At 73.6% G+C, this 22,404-nt stretch carries 16 protein-coding genes and 3 pseudogenes; 2 read left to right on the forward strand and 17 right to left on the reverse strand.

Annotated features, from left to right (window positions below):
- Positions 1-123: 123 nt before the first annotated feature.
- From ACXJMZ_RS23350 to bldG, 9 genes are all read right to left on the reverse strand, one after another.
- Positions 124-1,332, reverse strand: a complete 1,209-nt coding sequence (locus ACXJMZ_RS23350; protein WP_057232005.1) for a DNA polymerase III subunit delta' — start codon at positions 1,330-1,332, stop codon at positions 124-126.
- 179 nt (positions 1,333-1,511) lie between these two features.
- On the reverse strand, positions 1,512-4,577 hold the full coding sequence (tmk, locus tag ACXJMZ_RS23355; RefSeq protein WP_457032004.1) for a dTMP kinase: 3,066 nt from the start codon (positions 4,575-4,577) through the stop codon (positions 1,512-1,514).
- A gap of 133 nt (positions 4,578-4,710) precedes the next feature.
- The gene (gene topA / locus ACXJMZ_RS23360) at positions 4,711-7,554 is read right to left on the reverse strand and encodes a type I DNA topoisomerase (protein WP_457032005.1); all 2,844 of its coding nucleotides are present in this window, start codon (positions 7,552-7,554) and stop codon (positions 4,711-4,713) included.
- A 328-nt stretch (positions 7,555-7,882) separates the two neighbouring features.
- Positions 7,883-8,338: a hypothetical protein gene (locus tag ACXJMZ_RS23365; protein ID WP_457032006.1), complete on the reverse strand. Its 456-nt coding sequence runs from the start codon at positions 8,336-8,338 to the stop codon at positions 7,883-7,885.
- Between the two features lie 133 nt (positions 8,339-8,471).
- Complete coding sequence (locus ACXJMZ_RS23370; RefSeq protein WP_457032007.1) at positions 8,472-10,016, reverse strand: DUF7059 domain-containing protein; 1,545 nt, start codon at positions 10,014-10,016, stop codon at positions 8,472-8,474.
- 31 nt (positions 10,017-10,047) lie between these two features.
- Entirely contained in the window at positions 10,048-10,740 is a 693-nt protein-coding gene (locus tag ACXJMZ_RS23375; RefSeq protein ID WP_457032008.1) for a hypothetical protein, read from the reverse strand.
- A gap of 40 nt (positions 10,741-10,780) precedes the next feature.
- Entirely contained in the window at positions 10,781-11,149 is a 369-nt protein-coding gene (locus tag ACXJMZ_RS23380; RefSeq protein ID WP_457032009.1) for a cyclophilin-like fold protein, read from the reverse strand.
- 96 nt (positions 11,150-11,245) lie between these two features.
- Positions 11,246-11,671 (reverse strand): ATP-binding protein, encoded by a 426-nt coding sequence (locus ACXJMZ_RS23385; protein WP_457032010.1) that lies wholly within the window; start codon positions 11,669-11,671, stop codon positions 11,246-11,248.
- 179 nt (positions 11,672-11,850) lie between these two features.
- The gene (gene bldG / locus ACXJMZ_RS23390; RefSeq protein ID WP_057232018.1) at positions 11,851-12,192 is read right to left on the reverse strand and encodes an anti-sigma factor antagonist BldG; all 342 of its coding nucleotides are present in this window, start codon (positions 12,190-12,192) and stop codon (positions 11,851-11,853) included.
- Positions 12,193-12,413: 221 nt separating this feature from the next.
- Here bldG and ACXJMZ_RS23395 point away from each other — a divergent pair, with 221 nt between their 5' ends.
- Positions 12,414-14,750, forward strand: coding sequence for a DEAD/DEAH box helicase (locus tag ACXJMZ_RS23395; RefSeq protein ID WP_457032011.1), 2,337 nt, complete (start codon positions 12,414-12,416; stop codon positions 14,748-14,750).
- A 134-nt stretch (positions 14,751-14,884) separates the two neighbouring features.
- Here ACXJMZ_RS23395 and ACXJMZ_RS23400 read toward each other — a convergent pair.
- The 7 genes and pseudogenes from ACXJMZ_RS23400 to ssd all read right to left on the reverse strand — a co-directional run.
- A pseudogene (locus ACXJMZ_RS23400) lies at positions 14,885-15,217 on the reverse strand (Rv3654c family TadE-like protein); the annotation flags it as partial.
- On the reverse strand, positions 15,205-15,405 hold the full coding sequence (locus ACXJMZ_RS23405) for a hypothetical protein (protein WP_457032012.1): 201 nt from the start codon (positions 15,403-15,405) through the stop codon (positions 15,205-15,207). The gene ACXJMZ_RS23405 and the pseudogene ACXJMZ_RS23400, both read right to left, overlap by 13 nt.
- A 58-nt stretch (positions 15,406-15,463) precedes the next feature.
- A pseudogene (locus ACXJMZ_RS23410) lies at positions 15,464-15,700 on the reverse strand (DUF4244 domain-containing protein); the annotation flags it as partial.
- A 59-nt stretch (positions 15,701-15,759) separates the two neighbouring features.
- Positions 15,760-16,590 carry a type II secretion system F family protein gene (locus ACXJMZ_RS23415; protein WP_457032013.1) on the reverse strand — a complete coding sequence of 277 codons (831 nt, stop codon included), beginning with the start codon at positions 16,588-16,590 and terminating at the stop codon, positions 15,760-15,762.
- Entirely contained in the window at positions 16,587-17,582 is a 996-nt protein-coding gene (locus ACXJMZ_RS23420; protein WP_457032014.1) for a type II secretion system F family protein, read from the reverse strand. The genes ACXJMZ_RS23415 and ACXJMZ_RS23420 overlap by 4 nt, the downstream gene beginning before the upstream one ends.
- A 112-nt stretch (positions 17,583-17,694) precedes the next feature.
- Entirely contained in the window at positions 17,695-19,011 is a 1,317-nt protein-coding gene (locus ACXJMZ_RS23425) for a TadA family conjugal transfer-associated ATPase (protein ID WP_457032015.1), read from the reverse strand.
- Entirely contained in the window at positions 19,008-20,120 is a 1,113-nt protein-coding gene (gene ssd / locus ACXJMZ_RS23430) for a septum site-determining protein Ssd (RefSeq protein ID WP_457032016.1), read from the reverse strand. The genes ACXJMZ_RS23425 and ssd overlap by 4 nt, the downstream gene beginning before the upstream one ends.
- A gap of 707 nt (positions 20,121-20,827) precedes the next feature.
- Between ssd and ACXJMZ_RS23435 the strand changes: the two genes are divergently transcribed.
- Positions 20,828-21,670: an HAD family hydrolase gene (locus tag ACXJMZ_RS23435; protein WP_457032017.1), complete on the forward strand. Its 843-nt coding sequence runs from the start codon at positions 20,828-20,830 to the stop codon at positions 21,668-21,670.
- 336 nt (positions 21,671-22,006) lie between these two features.
- On the opposite strand, the pseudogene ACXJMZ_RS23440 reads toward ACXJMZ_RS23435, so the two are convergent.
- Positions 22,007-22,404 (reverse strand): annotated as a pseudogene (locus ACXJMZ_RS23440) (oxidoreductase); the annotation flags it as partial.

Raw genomic sequence — 22,404 nt, forward strand, 5'->3', positions numbered from 1 at the left:
GACGGAACGGCGGACGGCCGCGCGGCTCCCGGAAGGGGTGCGGGATTCACTCGAACGGATGAGCTGACGCAGCGTCACCCGCCGCCATGCGAGCCGGGCCCGGCCGACGGCTCGGCCAACGGATCAGCCCGCGCGGAGCGCCACCGTCATCGCCTCGACCGCCAGCAGCGGATCGACGTTCCGGTCCAGCGCACGGCGGCAGGCCAGCACGGCCTCGATCCGGCGCAGCGTGTTCTCCGCCGTGCTCTGACCCGCGACCCGGCCGAGCGCCTGGCGCTGGTCCTCGTTGGACAGCGCACCGCCCGCGCCGAACTGGAGCGCCAGCACGTCCCGGTAGAAGCCGAGCAGATCGAGCAGCGCGACGCCGAGCGTCTCCCGCCGCGTCCGGGTGGCGCGGCTCTTCTGCCGCTTCTCCAGATCCTTGACCGCGCCGGCCATCCCACGCGGCGCCCGGCTGCCCTCGGTCGCGCCGTACGCGGCCCGCAGATCGCCGGTCTCCTTGGTGTCCTGGGTCTCGGCCAGCGCCTCGGCATCGGCCTTCGCGGTGTCCACCAGCCGCTGGGCGGCCGCCAGGCAGCCCCCGATGTCGGCCACCTCCAACGGAATCCGCAGGACGTCCAGCCGCCGGGCCCTGGCCTGGTCGTCCACCGCCAGCCGCCGCGCCCGGTCCACGTCGCCCTGCCCGGCCAGCGCGGCCAGCATGGCGGTCTCCGGCTCCACCCCGTCCCGACGGACCAGCATGTCCGCCACCGCCTCGGCGGCGGGCGTCCGGAGCACCAGCAGACGGCAGCGCGAGCGGATGGTGGGCAGCACGTCCTGCACGGACGGGGCGCAGAGCAGCCAGACCGTCCGCGGGGACGGCTCCTCCACGCCCTTGAGCAGCGCGTTCGCCGCCGCCTCGGTGAGGCGGTGCGCGGCGTCCACCAGGATCACCGACCAGCGGCCGCCGGTCGGGTAGCTGGCGGCCCGCAGCACCAGCTCACGCATGTCGCCGACGCCGATCGACAGCCCGTCGGTCCGGACGTACTTCACGTCGGCGTGGCTGCCCGCGAGCACCGTGTGGCAGCCGTCGCAGAACCCGCAGCCCGGGACGCCGCCCAGCTCGAGGTCCGGGCTGGTGCACTGGAGCGCCGCCGCGAACGCCCGCGCGGCGGTGATCTGGCCCGCCCCCGGGGGGCCGGTGAACAGCCAGGCGTGCGTCATCAGCGAAGCATTACCCGCCGGGGCGCCTGCCGTCCGGCCCGCCAGCACCGTCGCGCGGGCCGCCCCGGCAGCGGCCGTCAGCTGCTCGACCACCCGATCCTGGCCGACCAGGTCGTCCCACACACTCACGCCGCACTCCCACCACTCGTCCCGGCCCGAGCCTAACCCTGCGGGCGGACACAGTTCGCAGAACGCCAGGGGCTCGGGGAACTGCGACGCCGACCTCGTACAAGGTGATCCGTACGTAAGTGGTCAGGCACTTTCGCAGTTCCCCGAGCCCCTGGCGTGTGCCACCTGGGCGCGAGCGCCTAGCTGCGGCGCTTGCGCGGCTTCTCGTCCGGGCCCGGCTCGTCCGTCTGCCACTGCGCCCACTCCTCGCGGGAGCCCAGCAGAGTGTCCGTCAGACTCGGCAGGTCGTCCATCGGCGTCTCCTCCGCCCAGGACGGACGCGGTCGCGGCTCGGCCACCGGCATCTCCCGGGTGGCGTCGGCCTGCGGCTCCGGCGTCACGGCCGGCGTCTCAGCCGGCGTCTCGTCACGGAACAGCCCCGGCGGCACCCGGTCCTCCACGGGGACGGCCTTCGGCTCGACCTTCGGCATGACCGCCGTCTCGTCCGCCGCCGGCACCTTGGGCATCACCGCGGTCTCGTCCGCCGGGGCCGGCTTCCGGATCTCCCGGGTCCGGTCGTCGGCAACGACCTGCGACAGCTCCACCGTCGTCGTGCTCTCTCCCACCGCCACAGCAGCAGCGGCCGCAGCCGCCACCCGCGCCGCCTCCGCCCGCTGCAACGCCTCCTCCGCCCGGCGCCGCTGCTCGGCCCGCTGGAGCTCGCGCTGCCGCTGCAGCTCCTCCTGGGCCGCAGTCTCGGCGGCCAGCCGCTCCCGCTCGGCCAGCTCGGCCTTGAGCCGCTTCGCCTCCTCGGCAGCCCGGACGGCCTCCTGCTCGGCCCGCCGCGCAGCCTCGGCCTCGGCCAGCACCCTGGCCTCCTCGGCGGCCTTGGCCGCGACCTCCGCAGCGACGCGCTCGGCCTCCTCGCGCGCCAGCCGGTCCTTCTCGGCCTGCTCGGCGCGGAGCTCCTCGAGCAGCTCCAGCCGCTTCCGCTCGGCCTCCTCGGCCTCCGCCTTCAGCCGGGCCGCCTCGGCGGCGCGCCGGGCGGCCTCCTCACGGGCCAGCCGCTCCTGCTCGAGCTGCGATGCCTTCTCCTGCGAGGAGAGCGGCAGCTCGCGGTCGAGCCGGTGCCGGACCGCGGTGGTGACGGCGGCGGCGGCCTGGCTGCCGTCCACCACCAGGTAGCGGGCCGGGTCGGCCGCGGCCAGCGCGAGGAACCCGGCGCGCACCCGGGCGTGGAACTCGGTCGGCTCGGACTCCAGCCGGTCGAGCGCCTCGGTGAAGCGCTCGCGCGCCGCCTCCGGCGCGACGTCCAGAACCACCGTCAGATCGGGGACCAGCCCACCGGTGGCCCAGCGCGAGATCCGGGCCACCTCGGTGGCGGCCAGGTCACGGCCCGCACCCTGGTAGGCGATCGAGGAGTCCATGTACCGGTCGGTGATCACCACCGCGCCGCGCTCCAGCGCGGGGCGGATCACGTTCTCGACGTGCTCGGCCCGGTCGGCCGCGTAGATCAGCGCCTCGGCCCGGTGCGAGAGCCCGGTGTTGCCGACGTCCAGCACCAGCGCGCGCAGCCGCTGCCCGATCGGGCTGCCGCCGGGCTCACGGGTGACCACCACCTCGTGGCCCTTGCTGCGGATCCACTCGGCCAGCGCGGTCGCCTGGGTGGACTTGCCGGCGCCGTCGCCGCCCTCCAGGGCGATGAAGAAGCCGGTACCGCTCATCCGGTGCGGCGCCACGGCGTCGGTACCCCGGAGCGAACGGATCAGCTCCCGGCCGAACGGGACGTCGCCCCGCTGGTCGTCGGTCTTCAGCAGCACCACGGCGGCCAGCACCAGGGTGAGCAGCCCGGCCGTGCCGATCGCCAGCGCGGCACCGTCGTGGATGAAGGTGAAGCTGCCCGTCGTGACCTCGCCGAAGGCGATCTCGCCGTACCCGGCGGCGAGCACCGGCATCAGCACCAGCGCGGCGCCGACCACCACCCGCAGCACCGCGTACAGGTGCTCGGTGACCCTGGCCAGCCGGGTCTCCTCGACCTCCTGGGCGAGCAGCGTGCGGCCGGTGCCGATCACCACTCCGGCGGCCAGCCCGGCCAGCGTCGTGAGCAGCAGCACCAGGACGAAGTCCAGCACCAGACCGGCCAGGATCAGCGCCACGCCCTCGGTGATCAGGGCGAGTGCCAGCAGCCGGCGGCGGGACAGGGTGGGCAGCAGCGGCCGGGTGATCCGGACACCGATCGCGGGGGCACCGGTCGCGGCGAGCACCAGCAGGCCGAAGCCGGCCGGGCCGGCCCGGTGGTCGACGGCGGTCAGCAGGCCGAGCACGGCGACGCCCGCCATCGCCGCGTAGGCGGCGGCGACCGAGAAGGTGAAGAACGGGGCCGAGCCGGTCCGGCCCTTGCGCAGCGCCGGGCCCGGGGTGGCGTCGGTCGGGGCCCGCAGGCCCTGCAACGGGGAGCGCGGAGCGGCGAAGGCGCCGGTCGGCAGCTCCTGAAGGAAGGTCAGCACCGCCGAGGCGGTGAGCAGCAGCGCCGCGCCGACACCGGCGGTGGTGAACTGATGCACCCTCAGCCAGTCCGAGCCGAGCGCCGCGAAGACGTTGTTGAGCAGGGTCAGCCCGACCAGCAGCGCCCCGGCCAGCGGCACGGTGGCCCAGCCGGTGCGCTGGTCGACAGCCCGGACGGTCTCCAGCATCGAGGCCGAAGGACGCTGCTCCCGCTGGGGGGCGTACGGGTCGGCGACGGGCAGCAGGCCGGGGACGGCCGCGTCCTTGGCCACCGACCAGATCCGCTCGGCCGCACCGGTCAGGAAGGCGGTGCCGAGCAGCAGCCAGGTCGCCGAACCGGTCGACCAGCTGAGCCACCAGGGCGCCAGGCCGATCAGAACCGCACGGAAGACGTCGGCACCGAGCATCGTCCAGCGCCGGTCCAGTCGCCCGCCGAACAGACTGTGCACCGGTCCGAGCAGCGCCGCACCGAAGATCAGGGTGGCCAGCAACCGGGCCGCCAGCACGGCGGCAACCGCCAGCGCCTGGCCCCGGTAACCGTGGCCGAGCTGGCCGCCGACCAGCGCCGCGACCCAGGTCAGGCCGATCAGCACCAGCAGACCGAGCCGGTCCCCGGCACCCCCGACCAGCTGGGTGACCCAGAGCCGCCGGTACGGGCGCAGCCGCAGCAGCGCCCTGGCCCGCTCGCCGGGTGTCCCGGCCGGACGTACCTCCGGCAGGTCGGCGGTGCTGGTCGGGGTGGGCTGCTCCTCGCTCGTCATACCGTCAGCGTAGCGGTCGACGCCTGCGGCCAAAGGGGGGAAGGCCCTCCGGATGCCCGGTCATGACTGGGTTGTGACACACCGAGGGCCCGCGCCGTGGCACGGGCCCTCGGTTCCGACCTTCCGACCGGGGTCAGCTCTCGTCCGGAGCCGCCGTCTTCTTCGCCGCGACCTTCTTGGCGGCGGTCTTCTTCACCGTGGTCGCCTTCTTGGCCGTGGTGGTCTTCTTCGCTGCGGTCTTCTTGGCCGCCGCCGTCTTGGCGGGTGCGGCCTTCTTGGCCGGGGCCTTCTTCGCCACGGCCTTCTTCTTCACCGGTCCGCGGGCCCGCTTCTCGGCCAGCAGCTCGTAGCCGCGCTCGGGCGTGATGGTCTCGACCTCGTCGTCCTTGCGGAGCGTCGCGTTGGTCTCGCCATCGGTCACGTACGGTCCGAACCGGCCGTCCTTGACCACAACCGGACGCTCGCTGACCGGGTCGTTGCCGAGCTCCTTGAGCGGCGGCGCGGCCGCGGCCCGCCCCCGCAGCTTGGGCTGGGCGTAGATGGCCAGGGCCTCCTCGAGGGTGACCGTGAACATCTGCTCCTCGTCGGTCAGCGACCGCGAGTCGGTGCCCTTCTTGAGGTACGGGCCGTACCGGCCGTTCTGCGCGGTGATCTCCACGCCCTCGGCGTCGGTGCCGACCACCCGGGGCAGCGAGAGCAGCCGCAGCGCGTCCGCCAGCGTGACGGTGTCCAACGTCATCGTCTTGAGCAGCGACGCGGTGCGCGGCTTGACCGCGTTCTTGCCGGTCTTCGGAGTGCCCTCGGGCAGGATCTCGGTCACGTACGGGCCGTAGCGGCCGTCCTTGGCGACCAGCTGGTTGCCGGACTCCGGATCCTGGCCCAGCTCGAAGTCACCGCTGGGCTTGGCCAGCAGCTCCTCGGCCAGCTCGACGGTCAGCTCGTCCGGCGGCATCTCGTCGGGCACGTCGGCACGCTGGCCGGGCTCGCCCTCGACCTTGGACGCCCGCTCCACGTACGGGCCGTACCGGCCGACCCGCAGGGTGATCTCGTCGTTCAGCGGGAAGGAGCTGATCTCCCGGGCGTCGATCGCGCCGAGGTCGGTGACCAGTTCCTTGAGGCCGCCGAGGTGGTCGCCGTCGCCGTTCCCGGCCTCGGCCGCGCCGCCCTCGGCCGCGCCCTCGACGCCGCCGAAGTAGAACCGCTTGAGCCACGGCACGGACTGCGCCTCACCGGCGGCGATCCGGTCGAGGTCGTCCTCCATCCGGGCGGTGAAGTCGTAGTCGACCAGTCGGCCGAAGTGCTTCTCCAGCAGGTTCACCACGGCGAACGACAGGAAGGACGGGACGAGCGCCGTGCCCTTCTTGAAGACGTACTTCCGGTTGATGATCGTGTCGATGATCGACGCGTACGTCGACGGTCGGCCGATCTCCCGGTCCTCCAGCTCCTTGACCAGCGAGGCCTCGGTGTAGCGGGCCGGCGGCTTGGTCGAGTGGCCTTCGGGGTTGAGCTGCTCGGCAGCCAGCGGGTCGCCCTCGGTGACCTGGGGCAGCCGGCGCTCGCGGTCGTCCAGCTCGGCGTTCGGGTCGTCGGCGCCCTCGACGTAGGCCTTCAGGAAGCCGTGGAAGGTGATGATCTTGCCGGAGGCGGAGAACTCCACGTCCTGCCCGGTGGTGGCCCGGCCGCCGACCTTGACCGTCACCGACTGGCCGACCGCGTCCTTCATCTGGGAGGCGACGGTGCGCATCCAGATCAGCTCGTAGAGCCGGAACTCGTCACTGCTCAGCCCGGTCTCGGCCGGGGTGCGGAAGCGGTCGCCGGAGGGGCGGATCGCCTCGTGCGCCTCCTGGGCGTTCTTGACCTTGGAGGCGTAGGTGCGCGGCGCGTCCGGCAGGTAGTCGGCCCCGTAGAGCTGGGTGACCTGGGCCCGGGCGGCGTTGATCGCGGTCTCCGACAGCGTGGTGGAGTCGGTACGCATATAGGTGATGAAGCCGTTCTCGTACAGCTTCTGGGCCACCTGCATGGTCCGCTTCGCACCGAAGCCCAGCTTGCGGCTGGCCTCCTGCTGGAGCGTGGTGGTGCGGAACGGCGCGTACGGCGAGCGGCGGTACGGCTTGGACTCGACGCTGCGGACGCTGAACGCGGTCTGCTCCAGGCCGGCGGCCAGCGCGCGGGCGGCCGTCTCGTCCAGGTGCAGGGTGTTGGCGCCCTTGATCCGGCCGTCCGAGCCGAAGTCCCGGCCGCTGGCGATCCGCTTGCCGTCCACCGTGGACAGCCGGGCGCCGAAGCTCTCCGGGTTCGCGGCGTCGGCGGCCGTCCGGCCGGTGCCGAAGGTGGCGGTCAGGTCCCAGTACGAGGCGGTGCGGAAGGCGATCCGCTCGCGCTCACGCTCGACCACCAGGCGGGTCGCGACGGACTGCACCCGGCCCGCCGAGAGCTTCGGCATGACCTTCTTCCACAGCACCGGCGAGACCTCGTAGCCGTACAGGCGGTCGAGGATGCGGCGGGTCTCCTGGGCGTCGACCAGGCGCTGGTTCAGCTCGCGCGGGTTGGCGACGGCCTCCTGGATGGCGGCCTTGGTGATCTCGTGGAAGACCATCCGCTTGACCGGCACCTTGGGCTTGAGCACTTCCTGCAGGTGCCACGCGATGGCCTCGCCCTCGCGGTCCTCATCGGTGGCGAGGAAGAGCTCGTCGGACTCCTTGAGCAGAGCCTTGAGCTTGGAGACCTGGGACTTCTTGTCCGCGTTCACCACGTAGATCGGGGCGAAGTCGTGGTCGACGTCCACGCCGAGCCGGCGGACCTCGCCGGTGTACTGGTCGGGGACCTCGGCGGCCGTGCCGGGCAGGTCGCGGATGTGCCCGACGCTGGCCTCGACGATGTAGCCGGGGCCAAGGTAGCCCTTGATCGTCTTCGCCTTGGCCGGCGACTCGACAATGACGAGTCGCATGCCGTGCGCGGTCTCGCTGCTCGGGGACACCTTCGCTCTTCTCTCCCGGTCGTTATGTCTGGTGGCGGCGCGGCCGAGGACCGGTGGCGTTCGACCCGCCCCCGACCCTCGTCTACTGCTCGTGGTCCTCGTCCGAGGCTGCCACTGTGCGACGGCCCCACCAGCGGAGTGTGACCGTACCCTGGCCACCCTTGTCAAACGAACGGATCGCACTTTTTCACTGGCAAGGCCGACCTACGCCACTCGAACGGTAACCCGATGATGCGTGTTCCTGCCGCGCGGATGGGGTTACGGGGTGTCTCGGGGTCGGATTCCGGACGACCTGAACCGGTCGGCCGAACCAGCGCCCGACCGGCGTCTAACCAGCGAGGACGGTGCCGAGCAGGCTCAGCCCACCGGCCAGCGCGCTGGTGCCGAGCAGGGCCCAGAACACGTCACCGGGCACCGCCGAGGCGGCGTCCGGCGTGGCCAGCACCACGCGGGTCGGCCGCTGTGCGTCGTATGCGACCGGCACGGTCACGCCCGGCCGCAGCCAGGACGGCCGACGCAACGGGGTGTGTCCGCGCGGCCGGGCCAGCACCGAGCCGCCGTCATCGGTCGGGAAGGCCAGCAGCGGCGCACTGTCCAGCTCGCCGAAGGTGTCGCCGTAGGGCTCGCCGTACGGATCGCGGTCGGCGATCACCCGTGCGGTGGCGGGCACGCCGTGGCGGCGCAGGTGGTGGCGAAGGCGCAGTTCGACGGCGCACCAGAGCAGCAGGGCGCTACCGAAGCACGTGAGTACCACCCCTGCGGCCACCGCCGTCGGCGTCTCCATCGCTCCCCCGCCCATTCCCTGTCCACAGCCTGTGGACAGGGAGCGTGGCAGGCTGCGGCCAACCCGCGGCTGCCGTCCGGCGTACGCCGGGCAACCGGCAGATGAACCAGGTGCCGACGGGCTGCCCCGCCGACTACCCGACGGGCTCGATGAAGCCCTGCTCGGTCAGCATCCGCAGCGACTCGGGCACCCGGTCCCGCAGCACCACCCGATCCTCGCCGAGCAGTTGGGCGATCGCGTCGACGATCTCGCCGGCCGGCAGGGTGCCGTCGCAGACCCCGACGAAACCGGCGCCCACGGTGTCCACCTTGGTGGCCCGCCGCATGCCCCGGTTGTGACGGAGGATCACATGCTCGGGGTCCTCCGCGCCGGGCGCGCCGATCTGCTCCTGCACCACATCGTCAGCGAGCTGGTAACGGGCTGCCAGCAGCGCCGCGTCGTCGTGCGTCCGGAGGAAGTCCTGCCGGGCGAACCAGCTTTCGATGTGCGGGCCGAGCGGCTGCTCGACGGTGTGCGGCCACTCCTCGATCCGGACCGTCGGCTCGGCCGAACCGCCCGCCCGCAGGGTGATCCAGCCGAAGCCGATGCCCTCCACCTCGGCGGCCTCGAAGGCATCCAGCCACTCGCCGTACCTGGCCTGGTAGTCCGGGCCAGGGCCCCGGTGGTCACCGCCGTCGCGCAGCCACAACTCGGCGTACTGGGCCACGTCCTGGACCTCGCGCTGGACCACCCAGGCGTCCAGCCCGGTCCCGGCCACCCAGCCGGCCAGCCGGTCCTGCCAGTCCTCACCCTTGACGTGCTGCCAGTTGGCGAGCAGGTGGCAGTAGCCGCCCGGCTCCAGGTGCGCGGCGGCGCCCCGGACGATGCTGCGGCAGAGCTCGTCGCCGGCCATCCCGCCGTCCCGGTAGACGAAGCGGCTGCCGGGCGAGATGACGAACGGCGGGTTGGACACGATCAGGTCGAACTTCTGCTCCCCGACCGGCTCGAAGAGACTGCCCTCGGCCGTCTCGAAGTCCGCGAAGCCGGACAGCGCCAGGGTCAGCGCGGTGAAGCGCAGCGCGCGCGGGTTGAGGTCGGTCGCGGTGACCTGGCGGCCGTGCCGCGCGGCGTGCAGTGCCTGCACACCCGAGCCCGAGCCGAGGTCCAGCACCCGGCGGGCCGGCCGCCGCACGGCCAGGTTGGCCAGCGTGGTGGAGGCGCCGCCCACACCGAGCACCAGGTCCTTCCTGGCCACCCCGTGCGCGGCCTCCCCGGCGCCGATGCCACCCGCCCCGCCGACCGCACAGCCGAGGTCGGACACCACCCAGGCGTCCGCGCTGGGCAGCCCGGCCACCTCGTTGGCGTACGGGCGGACGTCCACGGTGGCCCGCACCAGGTCGCGGCCGCCCTCGCCGTCGCGGACCAGCCAACGGTCCGTCAGACAGTGCTCGACCGGCAGCGCGGCCGCCGCGGCGGCGTACGGCACCGGCTGCTGGAGCAGGAACAGTCGCACCAGCGTCTCCAGCGGGGTGCCGCCGGTGGTCGCCCGCAGCGCGGGCACCGCCTCGCTCCGGGCCAGCGCGGCGTACCCGGTGGACCCGAGCAGGTCGAGGCAGCCGTCGGCGGTGTACGAGGCGGCGAGCAGCGCCTCGCGCAGCTCGGCGAGACGGGCGTGGTCAAGGACAGGGCTGTTGGTCACCCGCCCATTGTCGCGCGGTGACCGGATCGGTTCAGCCGCTGGCGCTCGGCGTCGGGGCCGTGGACGGCGCGGCGCTCGCGGCGGCGGGAGCGCTCGGGTCGGCGGCCGGGGACGCGGCCGGGGACGCGGTCGTGGATGCCGACGCGCTCGGCGAGGTCTTCGGGGCGGGCTTGCAGCCGGGCTGCTTGGCGATGGCGACGCCGAGCTCGCCGCTCTGCAACTTGTTCAGCCCCGCGGTGGACTGCTGCGCGAGGCGCTGCACCTGGTCGCCGACGCTGCGCAGGGCATCCGCGAACTTCGCCTGCTCGGTGTTGGGCAGCGCGGTGAGCTTCTGCTGTGCCTCCAGGTAGCCCTGGGCGGCCTTCTTCAACTCGTCGGCGGCGCCCTGCTGGACCGCCGCCCCACCGTCGGTCTTCAGCTCACCGGCCTTGGAGATCGCCTCGGCGAGCTGCTGGTTGGTGGCGGCCAGTACCCCCAGGTCGGCCGCCAGCCGCTGCTGCAGCTCGGCCGGCTGCTCCCCGGGCACCACCTTGTCGCTGTCGGCGAGCGCGGTCTGCGACTGCGCTATCGGGCTCTGCGCGGAGTCACAGACCTTCTTGGCCCAGGAGTCGAGCGCGGCGGTGTCGCTGCCACCACCGCCGCACGCGACAGCGCCCGCTGCCAGCAGCAGACCGAGCACGGGGGCGGCCCACAGCCGCTTTTCGAGCTTCACATCAGGCTTCACGCTGCGAACCTACACGGCCCCGCACGGCCCCCCGAAGGGCTCAGGCCCGCTCCACCCGGATCGGATCCCCGGCCCGGACGGTGCGCAGCACCCCGGGATCGCCGTCCAGCGCACCGAGCAGATTGCAGGGGCTGGCCAGCCGGCACTCGGCAGCACGTGAGATCGGCGTCGGACCGTACGGGAGCGCAATGCTGTCGCCGTCGGTCCAGAACGCCACCGTGCCGGGCTCGACCACCTGTTGGGCGTCGTCCTCGCGGGCCACCGAGACCGGGGTACCGAAGTAGACCTCCTCGCCCCAGGTGCTGGCGGTGGAACCGACCGGCAGGGCGGCCCAGAGCGCCTCGGAGGTGGGCGTCGAACGCAGGGTGGCGGTGGCCTGACCGGCCGGCCACAGGATGCGAATCCGCATGGGGAAGGTGTCCTTCTCTCGAACCGAAACCGATCGCGCCCGAGAGCAGGGAACCGCCTGCTTCAACAATTTGTCAATACCGGCCCCGGCGGGGCCTCAGAGCTCCAGGGAATCCGGGGCGAGGCCCCAGCTCATCCGGATCAGGCCGCCGTTGGCCCCGGCGGTCACCTCGACGTCCTCGACCAGCGCGGTGATCACCGCGAGCCCGAGCGCATCCTCGGCGTCCTCGCCCATCTCCTCGGCAGCGGAGCCGACCGGCGGCAGACCGGCCGGACCGGCCTCGTCCTCCACCTCGATCAGGAAACGCTTCTCCTGATCGGTCAACGCGACCCGTACCGCGCCGTCCAGGCCGCCCCGCTGATGCAGGCTCACCGCACGCGAGCACGCCTCGCCGACGGCGAGCCGCACCTCGTCGAGCACCGACTCATCGACTCCGGCGCGCCTCGCCACCGCCMCCGCCACGAGTCTGGCCGTACGGACATGCTCGGGAAGTGCGCTGAACCGAAGTTCGACCGTTGCCATTGTCTTCCCCTCCGGGATCACGCCTCGGACTCGCGCGGGCTGGCAGAGAGCGCCGCCGGGGCAGTGCCCACCACTCGCCACCGGCGGGGCCGAGGGCCCCGCCGGTGCACGAACGGATGAGCTCAGGTGAGAGCGTCAGGGGCCGAAGCGGTCGCCCGCCCCGGCCCGTTGACGACTGGTCAGTCGGTGGCGGCGACCGCGTCGTCCACCGAGGTATGAATGGGGAAGACCTTGGTCAGACCGGTGATCCGGAAGATCTTCAGAATGCGCTCCTGGTTGCACACCAGGCGCAGCGAACCCTCATGCGCGCGAACTCGCTTGAGGCCGCCCACCAGGACACCCAGGCCGGTCGAGTCGAGGAAGTCCACGCCCTCCATGTCGACGACCAGGTGGTAGTTGCCCTCGTTGACGAGCTCGACCAGCTGCTCGCGCAGCTTGGGGGCGGTGTACACATCGATCTCGCCGCCAACCTCGACGACCGTACGGTCGCCGACAGTGCGGGTCGACAGGGACAGGTCCACGGAACCTCCAGCACCTTGCCTTGCTACGTCATTGCGATCCTCGGCCGGATGGCCGTCACCGCTTTGGTCGCAGGCCGGGCACGGCACGGCCGTGGCAGTTGAGCCCCGGCGGTGCGACCCTCGGCCATGCGGCCGTCACGGCTTCATTCAACCACTTGCGACCATGCCCGCACGATGGCTTGGCGCGATTCTCCGCCAGGCCGGTGACACACTGGGTCCCCATGCCGCCCCGTCACCACCAGCCCGAGGCCCTGCTCGCCGCCCTGTCCGCCAGTCGGGGCCGGGCCGACCGCCTCACCCATACGGAGCATCTGGCGGCCCGTCAGGCCCGCTACGCGCCCTGGCCGGACGGAATCCGTCCGGAGATCGTGGCATCCGCGCAGGCCCTGGGCATCGAAGAACCCTGGGCACATCAGGCCGAAGCCATGAAATTGGCCAAATCCGGCCAAACTGTGGTGCTGGCCACAGGAACCGCCTCGGGCAAGTCGCTCGGCTACCTGGCCCCGGTGCTCAGCGATCTGCTGGACGGCACCGAGGCCCGCAACGGCCGGGGCGCCACCGCGCTCTATCTGGCGCCGACCAAGGCGCTGGCCGCCGACCAGCGCCGCCGGGCCACCGAGCTGGCCCCGAAGCGGGTCAGGGCCGCCCTCTACGACGGGGACACCCCGCCCGAGGAACGCGAGTGGGTCCGCCAGTACGCCTCGTACGTGCTGACCAACCCGGACATGCTGCACCGGGGCATCCTGCCGGCCCACCCGCGCTGGGCCTCGTTCCTGAAGACGCTCGAGTACGTGGTCATCGACGAATGCCACAGCTACCGGGGGGTGTTCGGCTCGCACGTGGCCCAGGTGCTGCGACGGCTGCGGCGGGTGTGCGAGCGGTACGGCTCCTCGCCCACCTTCCTGCTGGCCTCGGCCACCACCGCCGACCCGGCGGCCACCGCCGAGCGGCTCACCGGGCTGCCCGCCGTCGCGGTGACCGACGACGCCTCGCCGCGCGGGCCGCTGGTCTTCGCGCTCTGGGAGCCGCCGCTCACCGAGAACGTCGGCGAGCAGGGTGCCCCCGTCCGGCGGACCGCGACCGCCGAGGCCGGGTACCTGCTCACCGAGCTGGTCGAGCGAGGCACCCGCACGGTGGTCTTCGTCCGCTCCCGCCGCTCGGCCGAACTGGTCGCCCTGCAGGCCCAGGACCAGCTCGGCACGCCGCTGGCCGCCCGGGTCGCCGCCTACCGGGGCGGCTATCTGGCCGAGGAACGCCGGGCGCTGGAGCGCGACCTGCACTCCGGCCGGCTGCTCGGTCTCGCCTCCACCTCCGCGCTGGAACTCGGGGTCGACGTCTCCGGGCTGGACGCCGTCCTGATGGCCGGGTACCCCGGTACCAGGGCCTCGCTCTGGCAGCAGGCCGGGCGGGCCGGGCGGGAGGCCCAGGGCGCGCTGGCGGTGCTGATCGCCCGGGACGACCCGCTGGACACCTACCTGGTGCACCACCCAGAGGCGCTGTTCGCCACCCCGGTCGAGGCCACCGTGCTGGACCCGGACAACCCGCACATCCTGGCCCCGCACCTGTGCGCGGCCGCCGCCGAACTCCCGCTCACCGAGGCCGACCTGCAGCTCTTCGGGCCCTCCGCCGGGCAGCTGCTCACCGTGCTCGAACAGCGCGGCCTGCTCCGGCAGCGGACCAAGGGCTCCTGGTACTGGACCCGCCGGGAGCGCGCCGTCGACTCGGTGGACCTGCGGGGCAGCGGCGGCAGCCCGGTGCAGATCGTCGAGGGCTCGACCGGCCGGCTGCTCGGCACCGTGGACGCGGCCGCCGCCCACACCACCGTGCACACCGGCGCGGTCCACCTGCACCAGGGCCGCAGCTACCTGGTGCAGGACCTCGACCTGGAGAACTCGGTGGCCCTGGTCGAACCCGCGGAACCGCCCTACACCACCGCCGCCAGGGACCTCACCTCCATCTCGGTACTGGCCACCGACACCACCGTGGAGTGGGGCGAGGCCCGGCTCAGCTTCGGCTCGGTGGAGGTGGTCAACCAGGTGGTCGGGTACCTGCGCAAGCGGATCTCCACCGGCGAGATCCTCGGTGAGAGCAAGCTCGACCTGCCGCCCAGGACGCTGCGCACCCGGGCAGTCTGGTGGTCCGTCACGGAGAACCAACTCCTGGACGCCGACATCCCGTTCGACCAGCTGCCCGGTGCGGCGCACGCGGCGGAGCACGCCTCCATCGGCCTCCTCCCGCTGTTCGCCACCTGCGACCGCTGGGACATCGGCGGGGTCTCGGTGCCGCTGCACCCCGACACCGGGCTGCCGACGGTCTTCGTGTACGACGGCCACTCCGGCGGAGCGGGCTTCGCCGAACGGGGCTTCCGGGGCGCGGAGCAGTGGCTGACCGCGACCCGGGACGCGATCGCCGCCTGCGAGTGCGAACGGGGCTGCCCGTCCTGCGTCCAGTCGCCCAAGTGCGGCAACGGGAACGACCCGCTGGACAAGGCGGCGGCGGTCCGGCTGCTGAACATCCTGCTGGCGGGAGCCCCGGGGCGGTCGTCCGAGGGGTCCTGACGGTCCGGCAGGTCCGGCAGATCCCGGCGGGAGTCCCCGGCCGCCACCGGGTCGCCGTCGCCCCAGGCCCAGACCGGCCCCGCCCGGGACCGCGCCCGGGCCGGACCGACCGGCAGCGGCAGGCCGGTGACCGGCACCTCGACCACCACGTCCACCGCGTCGATGCCCTCCCGCACGGTGCAGCTGACCAGTCGGGCCCGGTGCTCGCCGGCGATCCGGGCGGCCCGCCCGCAGCCGCCGTCCTGATCCAGCATCAGGTGCCCGGCGGCGGCCAGTGCGGCCAGGTCGGCGGCCGACTCCGCCCGGTGCCGGGCCGCCACCGCCGCGCCGAACGCAAGGCTGACCGCGAAGACCACGCAGCCGAGCATCCCGAGCGAGACCAGCCAGATCGTCGCCGAGCCCCGGTCGGGCGGCGTGTCGGGGCGCTGGCCCACCCCCTGATGGCCAGCTCGCCTCAGTCCGGCCATCGCCCACCTCCGCCGGTCGAACCGATCACGTCCTCCCGCGCGGCCACCGCCTCAGCGTGCAGCCGCACCGACAACGCCCCACCGAGCCGCCCCGGCGCGGAGCTCGGCGCCTCGACCGTGACCCGTACGGTGTCACCGCCCGTCGCCACACTCACCCTGGCCCCGGCCGGGGCGGCGGCCTGCGCCAACGCCCCGGCGTTGCCGTCTCCCCGGGCCGCGGCCCCGGGCCCCCCCCCCCCCCTCGCTCAGGGCACCGGAGACCGCCCCGCTGGTCACCACCTTGTAGAGCAACGCGGCGAAGGCGCAGGCCGCCACCGTCCCGACGGCGTACTCCGCCGTCGTCATCCCCGCATCGGCCCGGGCACCGCCCAGCCGGCGGGCCCGGACGGTCAGCCAGTCGACCCGGCGGCGCAGCAGCACCCGGATCCGCCGGGCCGGACCGGCCGACCGGTGGTGCCGAACCCGCACAACGTGAACAGTCATCAGAGACTCCCTTGTCAGAATCCGGATCAGCATCCGGATCGGAACGACGACCTCGCAGGTCAGACCCGCTCGGCGAACAGTGCGGTCAGCCCCATCACCACCGGCACCACGCCGATCAGGACGAACGCGGGCAGGAAACAGACCCCCAGCGGCGCGGTGGCCAGCACCCCCGCCCGGCGGACCCGGGCGTGGGCGGCTCGACCGGCGGCGGCCCGCTGGGCGTGTGCCAGGCCGACCAGCGGAGCCATCGGCGGCGAACCGCTGACGCTCGTCCGGACCAGGCAGCGGGCCAGTGGGGCGAGCGGCGGGCAGTCGACACCGAGCCGGTCCCAACAGACCTCCGGCGGTGCACCGAGCGCCAACTCGGCGGCCACACCCGCCAGTCGTCCGCTCATCGGCTGATCGACGCTGTCGGCCACCGCGGCGGCCGCAGCGGCGGGTGACGAGCTGGCACCCAGGCAGGCGGCCAGCAGCTCGGCAGCCAGCGGCAGTTGGCGAGTCAACCGCTCCTGCTCCAGAGCCGCCCTGCGGGCACTCGGCGAACGGACCCTCGGCAGCCACCGCCGGGCCGCCAGGCCGACCAGCAACCCCACCACCAGCCCCGTCAGGCCACCGACCAGCACCGCCGCACCGGCCCCGGCAGCCACCGGGACGGCCTGGTCGAGCAGCACCGCCCGGGTCACCCCGCGCGCCCGCAGCGCCTGGCCGATCCGCCCGGCCCGGCGTCGGCGCCAGCGGGCGAACGGCCGCCCGGCCGGGCCGTCCCACCGCTTGACCCGCCGCCTGACCCGCCGTCGGACCGACCTCCGCCGGACGGCCCTCAGCAGCTCGGCCCCGACTCCGCCCACCACCGGCCCGGCCAGCAGCCCGAGCAACAACTCCCGTTTCACCAAGCCACCTCCGCCCGCACAGCCGACGCCTCCGCGCCCACCCAGCGGTCCTGCGACGGTGCCCCAGCACGCGTCCTGGAGAGCCCACAGGCGCCCGCCGCCCTGCCGCCCCGCTCCGGCGGTACGTCCTCCGCCGCCCGGACGATCCGCGCCGTCCAGGCCAGCCCGGCCGCCTCCAGCAGCGCCCCGGCCGCCAGGCAGGCCAACCCGGCCGGGGTGTGCAGCAGAATCCGTACGGGCGCCGCGCCGAGCGCGGCCCCGAGCAGCAGGCCGACCAGCGGCAGCGCGGCCAGCACCGCGACCGTGGTCCTCGGCCCGGAGAGTTCGCTCTCGATCTCCTCGGCGAGGGCCCGCTCCGCCCGGAGTGCGTCGGCGAGTTGGTCCAGTCCGGGGGCCAGGCCGGTGCCGCTCTCGGCGGTGACCTGCCAGCAGGCCGCCACCGCCGCCGCACCGCGACCGCCGGGCAGCTCCGCGACCGACCGCAGCGCCGCCGGGATGTCCGCCCCATAGCGGCCGGCCGCCAGCCGGGCCGAGGACTCGGCGCCGAGCCCCTCGGTCAGCTGGGACGCCCGGCCCAGCACCGTGTGCAGGGCCTGCTGCTGGGTGGCTCCGCTGCGGAGTTCGGCGGCCAACCCGGTGCACAGTTCGACCACTGCGGCGGCCCGGCGCCGCGCCTCGGCCGCCCGACGGCGACGGCTGCGCCAGCGCCACACCGGAAGCACCGCCAGAGCGGCCAGCAGCGGCGGCACCGGGGAGCGACTGAGCTCCCCGGCCAGCAACCCGGCCGGGAGCAGCAGGAGTTCCGGCACCAGCCAGAGCGGCCGGGCCCTCCCGAGCACGGACCAGCGACTCACCGGACCGACCCGCGCCGGACCACCGAGCAGTGCCCCGGCCCGGCGCACCGTCCGGGAGTGCCGCCAACGGCGGAACGCGAGCCCGGCGGTCAGCCCGCCCACTCCAGCCGCGATCACCAGAATCTGATCAGTCGTCATCCCCGCTCCTTCGTCCCGTTCCTGAGCGCGTAGCGGGCGGCAGCCGCCGCACCGCACAGCAGCAGGGCCCAGCCGACCTGCCAAAGCTCGGGCGTCATCGCGCCACCCGTCATCACGCCACCACCGGCGGCTCGGGCAGCACCACGCCCCGCTCGGCGCAGCGCCGACGCAGCCGCACCCAGCCCGGGCCCGGTGTGCAGCCGCCCTCGGCCGTGAAGGCCAGGGCGGGGACGGTCAGCGCCAGCCCGCGCTCGTCGCCGACCAGCATGTGCAGCTCGGCCACCCGCCGTTGCCCGGTCCGCTGGTCGCGGACCAGGTGGATCACCACGTCCAGCGCGGCGCGCAGTTGACTGTGCAGCGAGAGCCGGTCGAGTCCGGCCAGCGAGCCGAGCGCCTCCAGCCGGGCCGGGACATCGGCCGCGGTATTGGCGTGAACCGTTCCGCAGCCGCCCTCGTGGCCGGTGTTGAGGGCGGAGAGCAGGTCCACCACCTCCTCGCCCCGGACCTCGCCGACCACCACCCGGTCCGGGCGCATCCGCAGGGCCTGCCGCACCAGGTCCCGCAGGGTCAGCTCGCCCAGACCCTCCTGGTTCGGCGGGCGGCTCTGCAGGCGCACCACATGCGGGTGGTCGGGCCGGAGTTCGGCCGAGTCCTCGGCCAGCACGATCCGTTCGTCCGGCTCGACCAGACCGAGCAACGCAGCCAACAGCGTGGTTTTTCCCGTCCCGGTGCCGCCGCTGATCAGCAGCGAGAGCCGGGCCCGCAGCACGGCGGTGAGCAGCTCGGCCCCGATCGGTGGGAGGGCGCCGCCGGTCACCAACTCGGCCATGGTGAAGGGCCTGGTCCGGCAGATCCGCAGCGAGATGTGGGTGCAGCCGGCCGCGATCGGCGGCAGCACGGCGTGCAGCCGGGTGCCGTCGGGCAGCCGGGCGTCCACCCACGGGCGGGCGTCGTCGAGCCGGCGGCCGGCCGCGGTGGCGAGCCGGTGGGCCAGCCGCCGGACCGCCTCGGCGTCCGGGAAGCGGATCTCCGGTACGCGTCGCAGCCCGCCGCCCCGGTCGACCCAGACCTGGTCGGGTCCGTTCACCAGCACGTCCGTCACGTCCGGCTCGCCGAGCAGGGCGTCCAGCGGCCCGGCGCCGACCAGTTCGGAGCGGAGCACCCGAACGGCGTCGAGCACGTCGTCCCCACCCAGCGGCGGGCGGGCGGCCCGCAGCGCGGCCGCCACCGAACCGGCGGTGGGTGCGGCCCCGACCTCGGCCAGGCGGATCCGGACGGCATCGACCAGGGCCGCCGCCTGCTCGTCGGCAGCAGCGGCGATGACGAGCGGCCGTGGGGCAGCGACTCCGCCACCCAGCGGCCGCCGGTGCGGCACGGCGGCGGTACGGCGGCCGACGGGCCAGCCAGGGCGGCGCTGACGATCCGTCATGACGTGCCACCTCCGGCCGCCTGGACCGGCGGCATGACCTCGGCCAGAAAGCCTCCGCAGAAGCGGGCCAGCGGCCCCTTCTCCCGGATGCCGGGCGGCGAGCCGCGCTCGACGTCCACCACGAGCCCGGGCTCGGCGGGCAGTTCGCCCGCCAGTCGCAGCCGCAGCCCCCGGGCCACCTCCGCCCCGGTCAGCCCGGCCGGGCCCGGCACGCGGACCACCACCCGCAGATCGGCGAGCCGCATCCGGGCGGCGGCCGCGACCCGGTCGGCCGCCGCCATCGCGCGCAGCTCCGCGGGCACCACCAGCAGCCCGGTGTCGGCCTGTTCGAGCGCCTGGCCGGCCGCCGGGTCGAGGTGTCTGGGCAGGTCGAGCACCACCAGGCCGCCTCGACGGCGGGCGGCGGCCAGCACGCTGCGCATCGCCTCGGGCGGCACGGCCAGGGTGTCGCCACGATCCCAGGACAGCGCGGTCATCCGGTGCAGCGAGGGCAGCGCCTTGGCCAGCTCGGAGCCGCTCACCCGACCCCGGGAACCGGCCAGATCGGGCCAGCGCAGACCGCCGGTCTCCTCGCCGCCGAGCAGGATGTCCAGGCCGCCGCCCAGCGGGTCGGCGTCGATAAGCATGGTGCGGTGGCCCGCCCTGGCCGCCGTGACGGCCAGCGCACAGGCCAGCGTGGAGGAGCCCGCTCCGCCCCGGCCGCCGAGCACCGCGACGGTGAGGGCCGGTGCGCCGACGCCCTCGGCGGCGTCCGCGATCCGGTCCAACAGCCAGGCCTGGGCGTCGGGCAGGAAGATGACGTGCTCGGCGCCGAGTTGGACCGCCCGGACCCAGACGTCGCAGTCGTCCAGGTCGAGCCCGAGCAACAGCACCCCCGCCCGGCGGGTCAGCCCGGCACAGCGCTCGGACTGGTCGTCACCGACCAGCACCAGCGGGGCGCTCTCCCAGAGCCCTCGGGGCGGTGGCGCCCCGGAGAGCAGTTGAGGATCGGTGCCGGCCGCGGCGCAGAGCCGCAGCAGGTGCTCGGCGAGCGTCTCGTCCTCGGTGACGATCAGCGGCCCCCGGGCCGCCGGGCGGTCGGTGAGTCGGTCGGTGATCGGTGTCGACATGGCTGTCTCCCCCGGTACGGCTGCTCCCTCTGGCGAGGTGCGGTCGGACGGTGCCCGACCGGACACCACGGTCCGGCTCCGCTGAGGGTCCGTCAGTCCCTGCCCGATTCCCTGGGGACAACTCGGGGCTGTGGATAACTTTGTTCACTCGCACGGGGGGCGATTGCCCAATGAATTGACGCCGACTTCGTCACCGAGAAGATCCGGAAGACCCCGGACGGATACAAACGAAGATCAACCACAAGGTCGAACGAGCCGTCGAACTGGATACTCAGAGTGACGATCTCGTCTCGATCGACAGGACGTCCAACCGCCCCACCGTCGCGGGAAACACCGCACCGCGAACCCCGCCCGACCGCCCTGTGGCCCGGAAAATGGCCCCGGACGTGCGACGACCCCCGCCGGGGGGGAGAGCGGGGGTCGTCTATCCACGGTCCGACTCGGGGGGGGAGGAGCCGGACCGGGTTAGCACGGTCGCGAACGATCCGTGACTTCCATGGTGTACCCGACGGCCCAGAAACACAAACCCGCGTGGCCGCGAGTACGCCATATGGCGGGGTCTTTTGCCCAGCCCTCTATCCTCTGATCCCGTGGACACCACCGAGAACGCCGACACCGCCGACCACGGCGAGAACTCCGCCCGCGATTCGGTGCCGAACGGCGCCCCGCGCGACCCACTGCCTACCGCCGCAGCAGCCGAAGCCGCTGTGGCTGCGACCGCCGCAGCAGCCGCAGCTCGCCCGTTCAGAGCACCCCGGACCGCCGCGTTCTTCGACCTCGACAAGACGATCATCGCCAAGTCGAGCGCCCTGGCGTTCAGCCGCCCGTTCTACCAGGGTGGCCTGATCAACCGTCGGGCCGTGCTGAAGAGCGCCTACGCCCAGTTCGTCTTCCTGGTCGGCGGTGCGGACCACGACCAGATGGAGCGGATGCGCGAGTACCTGTCCGCCCTCACCAAGGGCTGGAACGTGCAGCAGGTCCGCGAGATCGTCGCCGAGACCCTGCACGGCCTGATCGACCCGATCATCTACGACGAGGCCGCGTCACTGATCGAGCAGCACCACCAGGCCGGCCGCGACGTGGTGATCGTCAGCAGCTCCGGCTCGGAGGTGGTCGAGCCGATCGGGCAGCTGCTCGGCGCGGACCACGTGATCGCCACCCGGCTCCAGGTCGAGGACGGCCGGTACACCGGCGAGATCGACTACTACGCCTATGCCGAGAACAAGGCGGCGGCGATCCGGGAGTTGGCCGCAAGCGAGGGCTACGACCTCGCCAACTGCTTTGCGTACAGCGACTCTTCGACCGACCTGCCACTGCTGGAGGCGGTCGGCCACCCCTCCGCCGTGAACCCGGACCGGGCCCTGCGCAAGGAGGCGCAGGCCCGGGACTGGCCGATCCTGGTCTTCGACCGGCCGGTCGAACTCCGCCGCCGGCTCCCGGAGTTCTCCGCGCCCAGCCGCTCGGTGCTGCTCGCGGTCGCGGTCGGCACGGCGGCGCTGACCGCCGGGCTGCTCTGGTACACCGCGAAGCGCCGCAGGCCGATTGCCTGAAGCGCCCCGGACAAGCGCCGAATGAGTTGTCGTTTCGGGTTCCCCTTTGTCCGATTTCGCGGTAGAAAGGACTTACGGCCCGCGAGACCCGGTCAGGACCCTGAGAGGTCAAACCGACAACGCATTTCAGGCCCCACGGACCGAGTACAGATAACTGAGCACCCACATGCAGCCGACCCGCTGTCGGGCCGCCGCACCAGGTGAACGGGCAGTAGATCCCCACCTGATGGGCAATTACGGTGCATGCATGGTCACCCGGTACCTGTACCAGCGGCGGCGCCCAGCTCCATCAGGCGTCGCCGCAACTCTTTGCCGCAACTCTTCGTTGCGGCCGCCTCAGACCATCCCGCGCTGCATCGCCTCGCAGACCGCCGTGCTCTCCCGGACGCCGAGCCGCAGCGCCTGCCCGCAGTGCGCGATCCAGGCCGCCATGCCGTCCGCCGTGCCGCTCAAGTAGCCCTGCAGGGCCTGCTGGTAGGCCGCGGTGCCGAGTTCGGCCAGGCCGACCTCGGCGGGGCAGATCGCCTTCGGGTCCAGCCCTTCGGCGATCAGCACGATCCGCTGGGCGGCCCGGGCGATCACGCCGTTGTGCGAGGCGAACGGCCGCAGCGCGAGCAGCTCGCCGTGCACCACCGAGGCCACCACGAGCGCCGGGGCGCCGACGCCCGGCGCACGGTCGGCCCGGGCAGCCAGCAGCTGCGCCAGCTGGTCCAGCCGGGCGGCCGCCTCGTCGG

Source organism: Kitasatospora sp. P5_F3, from assembly GCF_054049135.1.

What these genes read in the sequence shown, in the direction of transcription:
- ACXJMZ_RS23395 (WP_457032011.1), top strand. Translation starts at nt 12,414, where the DNA reads ATGCCGCCCCGTCACCACCAGCCCGAGGCCCTGCTCGCCGCCCTGTCC.
- ACXJMZ_RS23420 (WP_457032014.1), bottom strand. Translation starts at nt 17,582, where the DNA reads ATGACGACTGATCAGATTCTGGTGATCGCGGCTGGAGTGGGCGGGCTG.
- ACXJMZ_RS23380 (WP_457032009.1), bottom strand. Translation starts at nt 11,149, where the DNA reads ATGCGGATTCGCATCCTGTGGCCGGCCGGTCAGGCCACCGCCACCCTG.
- tmk (WP_457032004.1), bottom strand. Translation starts at nt 4,577, where the DNA reads ATGACGAGCGAGGAGCAGCCCACCCCGACCAGCACCGCCGACCTGCCG.
- ACXJMZ_RS23425 (WP_457032015.1), bottom strand. Translation starts at nt 19,011, where the DNA reads ATGACGGATCGTCAGCGCCGCCCTGGCTGGCCCGTCGGCCGCCGTACC.
- ACXJMZ_RS23365 (WP_457032006.1), bottom strand. Translation starts at nt 8,338, where the DNA reads ATGGAGACGCCGACGGCGGTGGCCGCAGGGGTGGTACTCACGTGCTTC.
- ssd (WP_457032016.1), bottom strand. Translation starts at nt 20,120, where the DNA reads ATGTCGACACCGATCACCGACCGACTCACCGACCGCCCGGCGGCCCGG.